Annotated in this window: 11 protein-coding genes; 6 read left to right on the forward strand and 5 right to left on the reverse strand. The window is 57.8% G+C overall.

Annotation, left to right across the window (positions count from 1 at the left end):
* The 6 genes from GOB87_RS12320 to GOB87_RS12345 all read left to right on the forward strand — a co-directional run.
* On the forward strand, nt 1-2,125 hold a 2,125-nt coding region (locus tag GOB87_RS12320), incomplete at its 5' end, for a TonB-dependent siderophore receptor (protein WP_166317229.1).
* A 520-nt stretch (nt 2,126-2,645) separates the two neighbouring features.
* Nucleotides 2,646-2,939: a hypothetical protein gene (locus GOB87_RS12325; RefSeq protein WP_166317232.1), complete on the forward strand. Its 294-nt coding sequence runs from the start codon at nt 2,646-2,648 to the stop codon at nt 2,937-2,939.
* Between the two features lie 204 nt (nt 2,940-3,143).
* Nucleotides 3,144-4,364 carry an NADP-dependent isocitrate dehydrogenase gene (locus tag GOB87_RS12330; protein WP_166317235.1) on the forward strand — a complete coding sequence of 407 codons (1,221 nt, stop codon included), beginning with the start codon at nt 3,144-3,146 and terminating at the stop codon, nt 4,362-4,364.
* Nucleotides 4,365-4,462: 98 nt separating this feature from the next.
* On the forward strand, nt 4,463-5,452 hold the full coding sequence (locus tag GOB87_RS12335) for a transglycosylase SLT domain-containing protein (RefSeq protein ID WP_166317238.1): 990 nt from the start codon (nt 4,463-4,465) through the stop codon (nt 5,450-5,452).
* A 154-nt stretch (nt 5,453-5,606) separates the two neighbouring features.
* Nucleotides 5,607-7,823 carry an amylo-alpha-1,6-glucosidase gene (locus tag GOB87_RS12340; protein WP_166317241.1) on the forward strand — a complete coding sequence of 739 codons (2,217 nt, stop codon included), beginning with the start codon at nt 5,607-5,609 and terminating at the stop codon, nt 7,821-7,823.
* 116 nt (nt 7,824-7,939) lie between these two features.
* Nucleotides 7,940-8,830, forward strand: coding sequence for an EamA family transporter (locus tag GOB87_RS12345; protein WP_166317244.1), 891 nt, complete (start codon nt 7,940-7,942; stop codon nt 8,828-8,830).
* Nucleotides 8,831-8,841: 11 nt separating this feature from the next.
* On the opposite strand, the gene GOB87_RS12350 is transcribed toward GOB87_RS12345, so the two are convergent.
* The 5 genes from GOB87_RS12350 to GOB87_RS12370 all read right to left on the reverse strand — a co-directional run bounded on the left by GOB87_RS12350 (nt 8,842) and on the right by GOB87_RS12370 (nt 15,484).
* On the reverse strand, nt 8,842-10,260 hold the full coding sequence (locus tag GOB87_RS12350) for a TadE/TadG family type IV pilus assembly protein (protein ID WP_338421437.1): 1,419 nt from the start codon (nt 10,258-10,260) through the stop codon (nt 8,842-8,844).
* Nucleotides 10,261-10,537: 277 nt separating this feature from the next.
* On the reverse strand, nt 10,538-12,622 hold the full coding sequence (gene fusA / locus GOB87_RS12355; protein WP_166317250.1) for an elongation factor G: 2,085 nt from the start codon (nt 12,620-12,622) through the stop codon (nt 10,538-10,540).
* A 196-nt stretch (nt 12,623-12,818) separates the two neighbouring features.
* Nucleotides 12,819-13,121 (reverse strand): 50S ribosomal protein L28, encoded by a 303-nt coding sequence (rpmB, locus tag GOB87_RS12360; protein ID WP_166317253.1) that lies wholly within the window; start codon nt 13,119-13,121, stop codon nt 12,819-12,821.
* Between the two features lie 185 nt (nt 13,122-13,306).
* Entirely contained in the window at nt 13,307-13,591 is a 285-nt protein-coding gene (locus GOB87_RS12365) for a hypothetical protein (RefSeq protein WP_194303344.1), read from the reverse strand.
* A gap of 60 nt (nt 13,592-13,651) precedes the next feature.
* Complete coding sequence (locus tag GOB87_RS12370) at nt 13,652-15,484, reverse strand: ABCB family ABC transporter ATP-binding protein/permease (protein WP_166317256.1); 1,833 nt, start codon at nt 15,482-15,484, stop codon at nt 13,652-13,654.
* Nucleotides 15,485-15,655 lie beyond the last annotated feature (171 nt).

The raw sequence follows: 15,655 nt of genomic DNA on the forward strand, positions 1-15,655 counted from the left end.
GAAAGCAACCAACAAACTTCGCCAATCCAAAACCGTCACGCCGCGGCAGGCCGCAACCGCCAAAACCGCGACACGCGCTCCCCATGTCCAGCGGATCACGGTACGTGGCCACAGCAACGCATCGACCCTGGCCTCTTCCGCGACAAAGACAAATACGCCCCTCATCGAAACGGTCCAGTCGGTCACTGTCATCACCCGCGAAGAGATGGACGTGCGTGGCGTGCTGAATCTCAATCAGGCCTTGCGTTACGCCGCCGGTGTCACCGCCGATACGCGCGGTGGAGAAGGCACACGATACGACCTCTACGATCTCCGTGGCTTTACGGTACCGACTTTTCTCGATGGGCTGAGGTTTCAGGACAGCCCAACGGGTTTCGCCGTTGCTCAGACCGATACCTTTCGCCTTTCTCGCATCGAACTGCTCAAAGGACCGGCTTCCGCGCTTTATGGCCAGTCCAGTCCGGGTGGTCTCACCGCGCTGTCGAGCAAACTGCCGACAGATCAAAAGTTTTACGGCGGCGTCACCACCACTGGCGGAATGTTCGACCTCTATCGCGTGGATGCCGATGTCGGTGGTTTCGCCACAGATGACGGTCTGGTCCGCTATCGGCTTTATGGAACAGTGAACGGTCAGCACACCCAACTCAGCAAAACGGGAAGCCGACGCTTCAGCATAAGCCCCTCTTTCACGTTCGGGGGCGACGGACCAACCACCCTCACCCTGCTGGGCAACTATCAGTACGATCCGGAGAGTGGCTCCTATGGCGGCGTTCCGCTGATCGGCTCCCTCAAGCGGGCATCGTTTGGCTATCTGCCCCGGAACTTCTACGACGGAGACGCATCCTTTGAGAAATTCAATCGTCGGCAGGGTGCGATCACTTATATCTTCAATCACCGTTTCAACGACGATTGGAGTTTCAGCACGCGCGGACGGTACGACGATATCCGTACCATCTACCGCAGTGTTTATGACAATGGTTCTTACAACAGCGATGAAATGCTGTCCCGCTCCGCTTACGGCACACAGGAGCACACTTACAACCTGGCGTTCGACAGTCAGTTCAAAGGCAATGTTCGCACCGGACCGCTACAGCACAAGATGATGTTTGGGTTCGACTACATGCAGCAGCGCGCCAATGACAGGGAAGCCTACGGCGATGCGCCCGATCTCGATGTCCTGCACCCCGACTATCACATGGTCATTTCGCCCCTGACGCCCAGTTCGGACTATGTGACGCGATCCCATCAGATTGGCGCCTATGGTCAAGATGAAATCCGCTGGCATCGTCTGATTCTGACAGGCAGCATTCGCAACGATTGGTACCGCTCCAATCAGGTGGAGCATATTGGCCAAACCGACACTCGTCAGAGTTCGAGTCAGATTACATGGCGTGCGTCTGCTCTCTATCACTTCGATTTCGGCCTTGCGCCCTACATCAGCTATTCAACATCTTTCCAGCCACAATCGGGATCCGTCTCCAATGACGGGGGCGCCACAGTACGACAGGCAAGTCCCTCCATCGGCAAACAGCTTGAAGGTGGCGTGAAATATCAATTTCCGGGGACGTCTGTTTTACTCACTGTCGCCGGATTCCATATCGAGCAGAGTAATGTCCTCGTTTCAGTCGCCAATACTGGCTACAATGTGCAAAGTGGGCTGGTTCATTCGGATGGTTTCGAGTTCGAAGCCCATGCAGAGCCTTACAAGAACTTCATGATTACGGCGGCTGTGAGCGTCCAGAAAGTGCACGACGACTCAACAGGCAAACCTCTCATCCAGTCGGGCAAGGGCAATGCTTCTTTGTTCGCATTCTACACGATGCCTTCTGGACCATTAAAAGGTCTCGGCTTCGGAGGAGGCATGCGCTATTCGGCAAAAGCTTATGGCGGGGAAGCCACTTACGGCAGCGTGTGGCTTCCGCAATACGCGCTGTTCGATGGCTCCTTGAGTTACGACCTTTCCAATCTGTCGCCCACACTTCGCGGCTGGAAGGCATCCGCAAGCGTCCGCAATATCTTCGACAAGCACTACGTCTCGAACTGTTTCGCCTATGGGTCCGATGGCGAATACTGCTATTATGGAGAACGACGAAACGCTCAGGCCAGCATCGGGTACAGTTGGTAACCTTCTCGCGTTTGCCATACTGATCTCACACAAGCTCCCTTCCGGAGATACAAATCAGGAAGGTGTATGCGTCCCGGCCTCCCCTTCTGCCGAATTACGTCCTGATGCAGAAGCTTCTTCAGCAGAGAAAAGTCGTGGCACCACTGATCTCGTGATTTATCTGCGTGAAATCGGTCGAATGCCCCAGACCTTGAGCGTCAGTTCAAACGCATGTCTCCTGTGGGCCTCGACGCCGTGATACGGGATAACGACGAAAACGGGGAGCGTCCGGGAGACACACATGGACGATCATCATGCTCCCCTCTGCCGCTTCATGACTTTAAGTCTAAAATAAGTATTGCCTCACAACAGAACGTGAGCACTCCTCAACAGTCACATGATATTTACAGCCATTACACCTATCACGATATTTTCATTACACCCCACACACCGCTGCACATTCCTGACGCAAGCGTTACTTGTTTCCAAACAGCTTTTTCCAGCACAGTTCGAACATCTTCAAGAAACTGGAGGAGCAGGCATGAAACGTCTGTTTGGTTCGCTGTGTGCCCTGACGTTCCTGACGACCGGAGCCTTGGCTCACGATCTGAAAAGTCAGAGCAACCGTGGGGTCGAGCATACGACGGCCACGCATGTGTCCGACACGAGCGCCACAGAAACCGCAAACGAGAATGCCTGCACGAAAGTCTGGGTCAACACGCAGACTCACGTCTATCATGTGCCCGGCAGCTTCTGGTACGGAGCCACCAGTCATGGGCGCTACATGTGTGAAGGCGATGCTGTCCGCACCGGCAACACACGCGGCAGCTTCTGAACCTCACCTCGACAACGGCCTTTTGCGTCTCGCGCATGTGTGATGCAAGGCCATTTCAGTCCCATACAAGGTTCGCATCTCACCTATCATGAATGTGAATACAAACCCGATTGGGACCGGTTTCGGCCCGTGATAGTGCCCGCTGTTCCTCATGTCGTCTCCACGGCGGCATGACCGTTACACCTCATGGGGAGCAAGGGTCTCATGGCGAAAATCAAGGTCAAGAATCCCGTCGTCGAGCTCGATGGCGACGAGATGACGCGGATCATCTGGCACTTCATCAAAGACCGTCTGATCCTCCCCTATCTCGATGTCGATCTGAAATACTTCGATCTTGGCATCGAGAATCGCGATGCGACCGATGACAAAGTTACGGTCGAGGCAGCCGAAGCCATCCGTCAGTACCGCGTGGGCGTCAAATGCGCGACCATCACGCCGGACGAGGCGCGCGTGGAGGAATTTGGGCTCAAGAAAATGTGGCGTTCCCCGAACGGGACAATCCGTAACATCCTTGATGGCACCATTTTCCGCGAACCGATCATCTGCTCCAACGTGCCACGCCTTGTGCCGCATTGGAGCAAGCCCATCGTCATCGGCCGTCACGCTTATGGCGATATCTACCGCGCTGCGGAAACCAAGATCCCCGGCCCGGGCAAGGTCACGCTGAACTACGTGCCCGATGACGGCGGCGAGCCACTGGTTCTGGATGTGCATGACTTCAAGGGGCCGGGGGTGGCGCTTGGCATGCACAACACCCGCGCATCGATCGAAGGCTTCGCCCGCGCCTCCCTCAGCTACGGTCGCGACCGTAAATTCCCCGTCTATCTCTCAACCAAGAACACGATCCTCAAAGCCTATGACGGCATGTTCAAGGATGTGTTCCAGGAGATCTATGACAGGGAATTCAAAACCGACTTTGAAAAACTTGGGATTACCTACGAGCATCGCCTGATCGACGATATGGTGGCCAGCGCCCTGAAATGGGAAGGCGGCTATGTATGGGCCTGCAAAAACTACGATGGCGATGTGGAAAGCGACATCGTGGCACAGGGCTTCGGCAGTCTCGGCCTGATGACCTCCGTATTGCTCGACCCGACCGGCACGATTGTGGAATCGGAGGCCGCGCACGGGACGGTCACGCGCCATTACCGGGAGCATCAGAAAGGCCGTCCGACCAGCACGAACCCCATCGCGTCGATCTACGCCTGGACACGTGGTCTGGCCTATCGTGGCCGCTTCGATGACACACCCGATGTAGTCAATTTCGCGCATACGCTGGAGCGCGTGTGTGTGGAAGCCGTGGAAGCCGGACAGATGACCAAAGACCTTGCTCTTCTTGTCGGCAACGGCACGAAATGGCTCGATACCCAGCCGTTCCTCGATGTGCTGGATCAGCGGCTTCAGGCCGCTCTCAAGGCAGTCTGATACGCACACAGCCGGGAACGTGAAAGAAACCTCACGTTCCCGGTTCGATCCATTGGCTGTAACGCATAATTAAAAGAATCGGCGCATCTTTCAGGATAATGCGCCGCACCCTTTTCCTGCTGGCCTTCTCCGCGTGCGGTGTCCCAGCATGTGCGTGGGGAGCCGCGTTCCCGCTCCTGCCCCTCAAGGCGGCATCTGCTCCGCAGGACTCTCAACCGCTGCCGTCTGGCACGCCCGATCCCGCGCAACAGCTTGCCGCGTTCCTTCACACTCCCGGCACACAGCAAAACGCCCCCCCTATCGATCCGGGCGCCGGGATGGCCTGCATTCGCGCAGCCCTGACGGCAGAACGTAGCTATCGCATCCCCGATCAGTTCCTTGTCGCCATGGCGCGCGTGGAAAGCGGACGACGGGTGGGCAGGCAAGTGGTGCCGTGGCCGTGGACCATCAACGCTGAGGGCAAGGGGTACACCTTCGACACACGGCAACAGGCCATCGACGCTGTGCACACTCTGCAAAACCGGGGAGTAAAGTCCATCGACGTCGGTTGCATGCAGGTCAATTTGCTCCAGCATGCCGATGCCTTTCCCTCACTGGAAGCAGCTTTCGACCCCATGACGAATGCGACCTATGCCGCCCGCTTCCTGACCGATCTTTTTGCGCGCACCGGCAGTTGGCCGCGTGCAGCGGCGGCCTATCATTCCTTCACCCCCGATATCGGCACGGCCTATCAATGGAAAGTGCTGGAATCATGGGCTACTCCCAACACGCCTGCGCAACCGGGAGCTCATCCGGTCATGGGCCGAAGCTTCCATCCCATCGCCCCTACTGCCCCAATGAGCGCGCCTGTCACCGCCTATCAGACAGCTGCCGGATCAGCGGCTTCCCTTGCCGCGCAAGGAGGCCAGTCACCACAAGGAGGGGGTGGTCCCAGCACTTCCTCGCTCCATCCCGGCATTCATGGCTACTCTCCACCACCCTCCCGTCCTTCGCTGCCGAGTGGCGGCGGCGGACGCTCGCTGGCTTTTTACCGGGCAAATCCCGTCCATATGATCCGCCAGACCACGATCAACCCCGCTCCTTACTGAAGATCTGCTTCCGTTCGCACGACAAGAAGTTTTCCAGATGCGCACGCCACGATTGTGCGCTTCGTGCGTTGGACTTCATGCCATCCTGCTGCCGGGACATCTTCCCCCCTGATCGGGTGATGTTCCGCGCCGCCGTGTCAGCAAGGAGCGCCGCATGAACACCCCACTCGACACGGACCAGCCCAACCCTACGGCCACATCTATCCCGGCCGTTCACGACGACATCTTCACACGCATCGGCTCATCCGTACTGTCGAGCCGTCGTATCCACGCACTGAAATCAGGCGATCTGTTCGGAGTGTTCGATCAGACAGGAGATATCTTCTGGGGACAGGACATTGCCGATGGACTGTATTACCGCGACACCCGCTATCTCTCGGGCCTGATCTTCCGGCTCGGTGGCCAGAGACCGGTCCTTCTGTCTTCGGTCGTGCGTGAAAACAACATCATGCTGTCTGTGAACCTGACCAACGAGACGATTGTTCTCAATGACGGCACTTCGCTGGATCATGATCTGCTGCACGTTCTCCGCTCGCGTTTTCTGTGGAATGGCCGGTGTTTCGAACGCATTGAAATCCGTAATTTCGATGTAAAAAGACACGAAATCTCCTGCGATCTGCGCTTCTTTGCCGATTTTGCGGATTTGTTCGAAGCCCGTGGCATGAAACGAGCGCGTCACGGCGTATGCACCGAACCCAAAGTGGAGGGCGACACCGTCACGCTCTCATGCCGAGGTCTCGATGATCGGGTCCGTACCACCCGTATCGTGTTCTGCCCGCAGCCGACGACGTTACGCGGCGATCACGCAGCCTTCGAGTTTCCCATCGATCCCGGCCAGAAAGTGCTCCTTCATATCGAGGTCCAGTGCGACCCCGAACCACAAACGCAGAGCGAACCGCCCAACAGGGCCTTCCTCTCCAGCGCCGTAGCCGCCAGACGCTCCCTGCGCATGATGTCGGCGCGCGCAACGGCGATTGCCACCTCGAACGAAGTCTTCAACGAGGCCATCCGGCGCTGCATCTGCGACATCTACATGCTGGTGACGCAGAAGAAGACGGGGCTTTATCCTTACGCCGGCATCCCGTGGTACAGCACGGTTTTTGGTCGTGACGGGCTGATCACCGCGCTTCAGACCCTTTGGTTGGACCCTCTCATTGCGCGCGGCGTTTTGCTCTATCTGGCCGCCAATCAAGCGGATCGGGAAGACCCGCAGGCGGATGCGGAACCGGGCAAAATTCTGCATGAAGTGCGACTGGGCGAGATGGCGGAACTCGGTGAAGTGCCGTTTCGCCGTTACTACGGCTCCGTCGATTCCACGCCACTCTTCGTCATGCTGGCTGGTGAGTATCTGGAACGTACAGGAGATGTCGGCACACTCAGCCACCTCTGGCCCCATGTGGCGCGCGCCATCGACTGGATCGAGCGGTTTGGGGACCGCGATGGAGACGGTTTCGTGGAATATGGCCGTCGCAACAAGGACGGCCTGACCAATCAAGGCTGGAAAGACAGCCACGACAGCATTTTCCATGCCGATGGCACACTGGCGGAAGGCCCCATCGCCCTGTGTGAGGTGCAGGCCTATGTCTACGCCGCCCGCCGCGCTGCCGCTCAGATCGGCCGACGCCTTGGCCAGACCGCTTACGCCGCGCATCAGGATGAACGGGCCGATGCCTTGAGGGTCTCGTTCAATCTGAAATTCTGGAACGATGACATCGACACCTATGTCATCGCCCTCGATGGCAGGAAACAGCAATGTGCCGTCCGCTCCTCCAACGCAGGGCATGTCCTACTGACCGACATGGTGCCAGCCGAGCGTGCGCGTCGCCTTGTGCGCACCCTGATGAACAGGCGCTCCTTTTCCGGTTGGGGCATCCGCACCATTCCCGAGGGGGAAGCGCGTTACAATCCAATGGCCTATCACAACGGATCTGTGTGGCCGCACGATAACGCCCTGATCGCCATGGGACTGGCACGTCATGGCTTCCGGGAAGAAGCCTCTCGGGTGTTCGAGGGTCTGATCGATGCAGCACTTTACAGCGATCTGCGTCGCCTTCCGGAGCTGTTCTGTGGCTTTACCCGCAGCCGCTCGGAAGGACCGGTGCGCTACCCTGTGGCCTGCTCACCGCAAGCATGGGCCGCCGCCGCTCTTCCCGCCGCTCTTCAGGCAGTTCTGGGCCTCCGCTACGATCCCGGACAGGTCGCGGTGGAATTCACCCGGCCCACCCTGCCGGAAAGCCTGCGGGAGCTGACTCTCTTCAACCTCGCCGTGGGGGGAGAAGCGCTAACAGCCCGCATCGTACGCACTGGAGATGAAGTGGCGATCAATGTGGTCGAACGCTCCCGCTCCATTCTCCTGCGCATCACGAATTAGAGCCACACTCCTGACCTAAAGCCCAAGAAACATTCATAAAAGACAAGGAAAACAGTCCTCATCGTGGCTCTCCTCCCTTAGGGTGCGGTCCCTCATTGCCACACAGGCCACGAGTCATGGACCGCACCTCTTCCCACGCCGCTCCCTCCGAAATCCTCCCCATGGGCGCTGTCCTGCTGTCGATGGTCTCCATCACAACCGGCGTTATTTTCGCCCGTTCTCTGTTCCCACTGATCGGCGCAACCAGCACAACCTCGCTTCGCCTGTCGTTTGCGGCCCTCATGCTGGCTGTCTCGATGCGTATTTGGCGCATCCGTCTGTCCATGCGGAAACTGGGCGCAGCGCTTCCCTATGGCCTGTCTTTGGGTCTCATGAATCTCTGCTTCTATCTCGCCATCGAACGTATCCCACTGGGCGTCGGCATTGCCCTGGAGTTCCTCGGTCCGCTGACACTCGCGCTGCTCGGCTCCCGACACTGGAACGATCTTTTGTGGGTGGTCTGTGCCGCCATGGGTCTTGGCCTTCTGCTCCCGCTGCCTTCAGGCAATATCATCACGCAGACGCATATGGACCCGCGCGGCATCCTCTTTGCACTGGGCGCAGGCGTCTGTTGGGCCGCTTATATCGTAACAGGCCGAAAAGCAGGACATATCTGCGGATCGGAGGCCCCGACGCTCGGCATGATTGTCGGCGCCGCTGCCGTTTTCCCCATGGCGGCGACGCGCACAGCAACAGCACTCTTTACCCCTGCCCTTCTTCTTCCCGCGCTTATTCTCGCAGCCCTCTCAAGTGCCATTCCCTATTCTCTCGAAATGTGTGCACTCCGGCGCCTCTCCACCCGGCAATTCAGCATCCTCACCAGTGCCGAGCCCGCCATTGGCGCAATCATGGGCATGACGTTTCTCAACGAGCATCTACCTCTGGCAAGCTGGCTGGGCATTGCGGCTATCGTGATCGCTTCACTGGGTTCTACGCTTGGTGGTGGCCGAACACCTCCTCCGCCCTGACGATCCTGTCTCTATTGAGTCAGATGCAACGCGCTATCGCTGATGATCGAGTCGAAAGTCGTGGAAAAGGCCTGCTGGATCGCAGGACCGTCGTTCGCCTCGAAGTAATCCGCCGAACTCGTGGCGCAGCCCTCCATTGTTCCCTGCATGCTGCCACTTCCAGTTCCAGCAAAAGGCTCGACAAGAGCTTGGTATTGGCTATCGCCCGGAATAGCGTAATACGGTGCCCATATGGAAAAAACTCTGACATTTCCGCCTTTTAACTGCGAACATAATGTACTGTAATTCACATCCACGATACGATGCCAAGCTGTAGATCCGAATATATCTTCCGCTCCATCGGAGAGGAAAATGATATAGGTCTTCATACTGCTGGCCGATGAGCCGTCCCCGACGTTAGAAAGTCCTGAAAGAACCTGCTGAAGAGCCGCGCTGGTTTTGGTGTAACCATAATTATAAACGCTATAATTCGTGCTTCCCTGGTTGGGATTGTCATTGGCGTTTGCCAATGGTGTTGCGTCCTCCAGATCGATGGCCGCCGCAACCGTCGCCGCATTATTTAGATCGGTGGTCGGCGCCAATACCTGTGTGAAATTCGTTCCGAATGTGTCGATACCTACCGTGATATGGGTACGATCATCCTGTGCATAAGATTGAAGCTCGGAAATAAAGGTCTGTACAGCCTGATTTACATAATCGATTTTCAGATTTATGCCCTCCGCCTTCGCCGTCGTGCGGGTGTCGCAGGATGGTAAAGTGGAAGCATGAGAATGTCTTTGCGACGTCGATGACGTGGAACGCGGATTGCAGGAATTCGTCGCTGCGGAATATCCGGAAGGATCATGGCAGGCGAACGCACACTGACCGCTGCCGTTTTCCAATGCCGTAATATCCACTGTCGTTCCTCCCACACCCATCGAGTTGGAAATATCGACAACGAAAAGCACCTGGATATAGGAATTTCCTTCCGCCATCGTTGCCGTGGATGTCACGGAAACAGTGTTGTTTCCAGACGAAATAAGACCGCCGAAATATGAGGGAGATGTCTCTGAAAGTGAGACTGTGACACTACCCGAATAGGATGTCAGGGACTTGTACGTAACGCTCGGAACGGGTGCCGGAGAAATGCCACTCTCAGCGGCATTCGCTGTGACAGAAGCCTGAGCCGCAGTCTGCGCCGCCGCAAGCGCTCCTATCACACTGGAGGTTCCGGGATTAGAAACGAGATAATCGTTGGCCGCTTTCGTCGCCTGAAGAGACGCTGCATCAGCAATGGACTGGAGGTGAGAGCGCGTCGTCACCAGAGAACCAAGATCCACTGCGACAGCTATACCGATCATGACAGGAACAATGGAAAGAGCTGCCATCACGGCAATACTTCCATCGTTGTCTTTGCAGAAACGCCGAAAGATTTTCCTGACTCTACTCACTCGGCGTTTATCTCGGAAAAAGGGAACAAAACGTATTTCTTGAGCGAACTCTACACATGAGAGGTACCGTCCAATAAAGACCCTCGCCAATATGTGTGAAATCCTATCTCTGTAATTATTAATTTTATATTTATTATTACAATTCGATACAACAACTCACATAACAAAATATCTACCAGCGACCTCCGCAATATAGAAATTCAATTACTCTTCAACCAAAAGAAAAGGCCGCCCTTTACAGGACGGCCTTTTCAAGAACTTCAGCAGGTAAGATAGATCAGGCGGACTTCGCCATGATCTCTTCCGCCACATTACGCGGAACCGGATCGTAATGATGGAACTGCATCGTGAACGATGCACGTCCCTTTGTCATCGAACGCAGATGCGAGATGTAGCCGAACATCTCCTTCAACGGGACCTGAGCACGCACCATGACCGTGGACCCAGACGTCTCCTGGCTCTGGATCATGCCGCGACGACGGTTCAGATCGCCCACTACGTCACCAACGTGATCGTTCGGTGTGGTCACTTCAACATCCATGATCGGCTCAAGGATCACCGGACCGGCGTTCTTCATGCCTTCACGGAAGCAGGCCTTGGCCGCGATTTCGAACGCCAGAGCGGACGAGTCAACGTCATGGTACTTGCCGTCAAGCAGCGTGAACTTGAAGTCCACGGTCGGGAAGCCTGCCAGCACGCCGCTGGACGCCTGCACGCGAATGCCCTTTTCCACCGCCGGAATGTATTCCTTCGGCACCGTTCCACCGACGACCTTGTTCGCGAACTCGATCTCACCGTCATGCGGCGCGAATTCGATCTTCACCTCGGCGAACTGACCCGAACCACCCGACTGCTTCTTGTGGGTATAGGTCTCGACGTGCGTCTTGGTAATCGTCTCGCGATAGGCCACCTGCGGAGCACCGACATTGGCGTCCACACCATATTCGCGGCGCAGACGGTCAACGATGATGTCGAGATGCAGTTCGCCCATGCCCGACAGAATGGTCTGGCCCGTTTCCTGATCGGTCTTCAGACGCAGCGAAGGATCTTCACCAGCCAGCTTCTGCAGAGCCAGCGTCATCTTCTCGACGGCGTCCTTGGTCTTCGGCTCAACCGACAGATCGATAACCGGAACCGGGAAGCTCATACGCTCCAGAACCACCGGATCAGCCGGATCGGCCAGCGTGTCACCCGTCTGCGTGTCTTTCAGACCCACGAACGCGGCAATATCACCGGCGTGCACTTCGGTCAGTTCCTCACGCTTGTCGGCGTGCATCTGATAGATGCGACCGATGCGCTCCTTGTGCCCCTTGGTGGTGTTGAGGATGGTGTCACCAGTCTTCAGCACGCCGCGATAAACGCGCACGAAGGTCAGGGTGCCATATTTATCGTTGATGATCTTGAAGGCCAGACCCGCAAACTTGCCATTCGGGTCAACCGGGATGATCGGCAGATCCTTTACGTCGGCCTCTTCCTCACCTTCCGGCGGAGCGCAACGAATGCCTTCGACATCGTTCGGAGCCGGCAGATAATCGACGACGGCATCGAGCAGCGGCTGCACGCCCTTATTCTTGAACGCGGTGCCGCACAGAACCGGACGGAACTCGCCGGACAGCGTGCCCTTCTTGATGCACTTCTTCAGGGTCTCGACGGAAACGTCACCCTTCTCGAAATACTCTTCCATGGCGGCATCATCGACGGCCAGAGCGGTATCGAGCAGGTTCTGACGGGCCTCGGCAGCCTTTTCCTTCAGATCGGCCGGAATTTCCTCGTCGTGGAACTTCGCACCCAGCTCACCGCCTTCCCAGACGATGGCCTTCATCTCGACCAGATCGACCACACCGACAAAGTTCTCTTCAGCACCGATCGGCAACTGAAGCGGAATCGCCACGATGTCGAGCTTCTCCTTCAGCGTGCTGAAGGCATAGTAGAAGTCAGCGCCTGTGCGATCGAGCTTGTTGATGAAGATGATGCGAGGAACATTGTAGCGATCTGCCAGACGCCAGTTCGTCTCGGACTGCGGCTGCACACCAGCCACACCTTCGATGATGAAGATGGCACCATCGAGCACACGGAGCGAACGGTTCACTTCGATGTTGAAGTCGATGTGGCCCGGGGTGTCGATGATGTTGATGCGGTGATCGTCCCACACGCATGTCACGGCGGCGGAGGTGATGGTGATGCCGCGCTCACGCTCCTGTGCCATGTAATCGGTGGTGGTGTTGCCCTCGTGGACCTCGCCGATCTTATGGGACACGCCCGTGTAGTACAGGATGCGCTCGGTCGTCGTGGTCTTGCCCGCGTCGATATGCGCGGTAATCCCGATATTACGGATCTTTGAAAGGTCGGACTGGGCGGACACGGGGCTTCTCCGGAAAACGGCCAAGGCCAGGAAACGGTCTGAGGCGAAAGACACACGAGGCGCGACAGGAGAACCCTCTCCCCGCGCCCCTCTCCCGTCATTTCCGGCAGAGCGGAAAGCGGGATATTGTGCCGTCGTCTTTTCCTGCTTGCGCAGGAGCGATCAGGATGCCGGCGCCATTTGGGCCGGCGGAATATCAGGCAGTTGCAGCCTGCTTCTTGGCCTGAGCGCGCTGAATGCGACGCTTGAGGACCAGAGATTCAGTCGTCAGGCTGCGATTCGGCGTGCCGAGCAGATAGGCGTCGAGACCACCGTTGTGCTCGATCGTGCGCAGGCCACGCGTGCTGACACGCAGAGGCACGGACGTGCCCAGAATGTCAGAAAGTACTGAGGCTTCCTGCAGGTTCGGCAGGAAACGGCGGCGGGACTTGTTGTTGGCGTGGCTGACATTGTTGCCCGTCAGCACACCCTTGCCAGTGATCTCGCAACGGCGGGACATCGGTTTATCCTCGGTCAATAAATCAGGAAAGGGCCGAGGCACACCCCGGCGTTCATCCCATGCAATCAGGCGCGGCTTATGGCGGAGCCCCCCGCATCCGTCAAGCAAACAGTGGAAGGAAACACGCTCGGCATGGCTGACGAGCCGCCTTTTTCCACCATGCAAGGACTGCGGTGAGGTGCTTTTCAGGCGCTTCCGGCACGACGGGCTTTCTCTGCGTCTTCCAGATCCCCCGAACGGACACTCTGCACGGCACTGTCAAGAATCCGCAGGATTGTCTCACGATCCATCGTCCGTGACAGCAAGCCCAACGAACCACCCAGCAGAGCCGACGCCACGGAGAGCGGCGGATGGTTCTCTTCCAGAAGATGATCGATCGCATGCTCGATCACCATCGCGCACTTGGTCAGATCTTCCGAGATCTGGTCCATTCCAGCATCCCCTGTCGGGGCTTGAGGCTTCTCAGTCATGTCCGTTCTCCCTGTTCATAAGCACGCGCGGACTCCGCCAACGTGCCAGCTTCAATCACTTCAGACCGTGTGGGCCACAGACTCCGCCGTAACGTCCGGCGTTTGCCCCGCGTCCTGCGCTGCCCACATCGCAGCGTAGAGACCGCCACGCGCCACCAGATCGGCATGTCGTCCGCGCTCGCGCACTAGACCACCCGCCAGCACCAGTATTTCGTCCGCATCGACCACCGTGGAAAGACGGTGCGCGATCACGACCGTGGTACGTTCAGCCGAAACCGCCCCCAAAGCCGCCTGAATCTCGCGTTCGGTGTGCGTATCGAGCGCGCTGGTCGCCTCATCGAGAATCAGCAGACGCGGATCTTTCAGAATGGTCCGGGCAATCGCGACACGTTGCTTCTCTCCCCCGGAAAGCTTCAGACCACGCTCACCCACCCGCGTCGCGTAGCCCTCGGGCAGCGACATGATGAAGTCATGCACCTGTGCCAACCGGGCCGCATGTTCGATCTCGGCCTCTGTCGCGCCCAGACGACCATAGGCAATATTGTAGCCGATCGTGTCGTTGAACAGTACCGTATCCTGCGGCACCACACCGATGGCCGCACGCAGATCGGCCTGGCGATAATCACGCACATCGTGACCATCGATCAGAATCTGTCCCGACCATGTGTCATAGAAGCGAAACAACAGACGACTGATCGTGGACTTGCCCGCACCCGTGGGGCCGACAATGGCCACCATCTTTCCCGGCGGCACCGTAAAGCTGACGCCGTGCAAAATCTCACGATCCCGACGATAGCCGAAATGCACATCCCGGAACTCCACACTAACCGGCGGCGCATCGTGCAGACGGGCAGCGATGGGCAACGGATGAGCAGGATCGACCACTTCCACCGTCTCATCCAGCAACCCGAGCATATGCTCCAGATCGACCAGCGAATTGCGGATGGAGGAATAGATCGAGCCCAAGAAATTCAGCGGCGCATAAAGCTGAAGCAGATAGGTATTGATGAGCACGAAACGCCCGACCGTCAGTCGTCCTGCCGCCACATCATGCCCGGCCAGCAGCATGACCAGCGTGAGCGCGATACCGATGATGGCGGCCTGTCCGAAATTGAGCGCACTCAGAGAATACTGAGTGTGGACCGCAGCCCGGGCGTAGCGGGTCTGGGCCTCACCATAGCGTTTGGCCTCATGCGTCTCGTTGCTGAAATACTTCACCGTCTCATAGTTCAGCAGGCTGTCCAGCGCCTTGCCCGTCGCCTCGCTGTTGATGTCGTTCATCCGACGGCGGATGCCGATTCGCCATGACGTGAAAGCAAAAGTGAACCCCACATAGGCCGCCACCGCGCCAAAGATCAGCAGCGCATAGCGCCAGTCGAACATGCGCCAGATCAGGCCAATGACCAGCACCGCTTCCAGTATCGTCGGCAGGATGACCAGCGCCATACGCAGCAGCGTCTCCACCGCCTCCGTCCCACGCTCGATGGCGCGGGTGACACCGCCCGTACGACGGTCGAGATGAAACCGCAGCGAAAGATCGTGCATGTGCCGGAAACTGCGCATGGCCGCATCGCGCGCCACCCGGAACCGCACCGGCGCAAACACCGCATCACGCAGTTCGTTGAACGCCGCTGCCATCAGGCGCACGAGACCATAGCCCACGATCAGCAAAATGGGCGTCGCGGCCACGCCGGAGGGTTGCGACAGAGCATCCACCACCCGGCTGTAAAGCCAGGGAATGGCCACCGTGGCGAGCTTGGCCGCCACCAACAGCATGGCAACGCCGACCACCCGCCACCGCAACCGTGGATCGTCACGGGGCCAGAGATAGGGAAGAAGACGGGAAAAGGTGACACCGGCCGGACGGGCTGCGGAAGCGGGAGGCGAGCTCATTGTGTCCGATGTGGCATCTTGCCCCCGATTTGCAACCCCGCCCCTCACACCATCGAGATGGCCGACAGGCGTAATGGTGTGTCCTGTCCTTCGCCATTGCCAGCTTTTGCCACGCCCCGTAGGAGTGAAACGCGCGCAGTCCGGACAAGCCTCCGGCAACTGACGACCACA

The organism is Acetobacter estunensis, from assembly GCF_011516945.1.
GTDB lineage: Bacteria > Pseudomonadota > Alphaproteobacteria > Acetobacterales > Acetobacteraceae > Acetobacter > Acetobacter estunensis.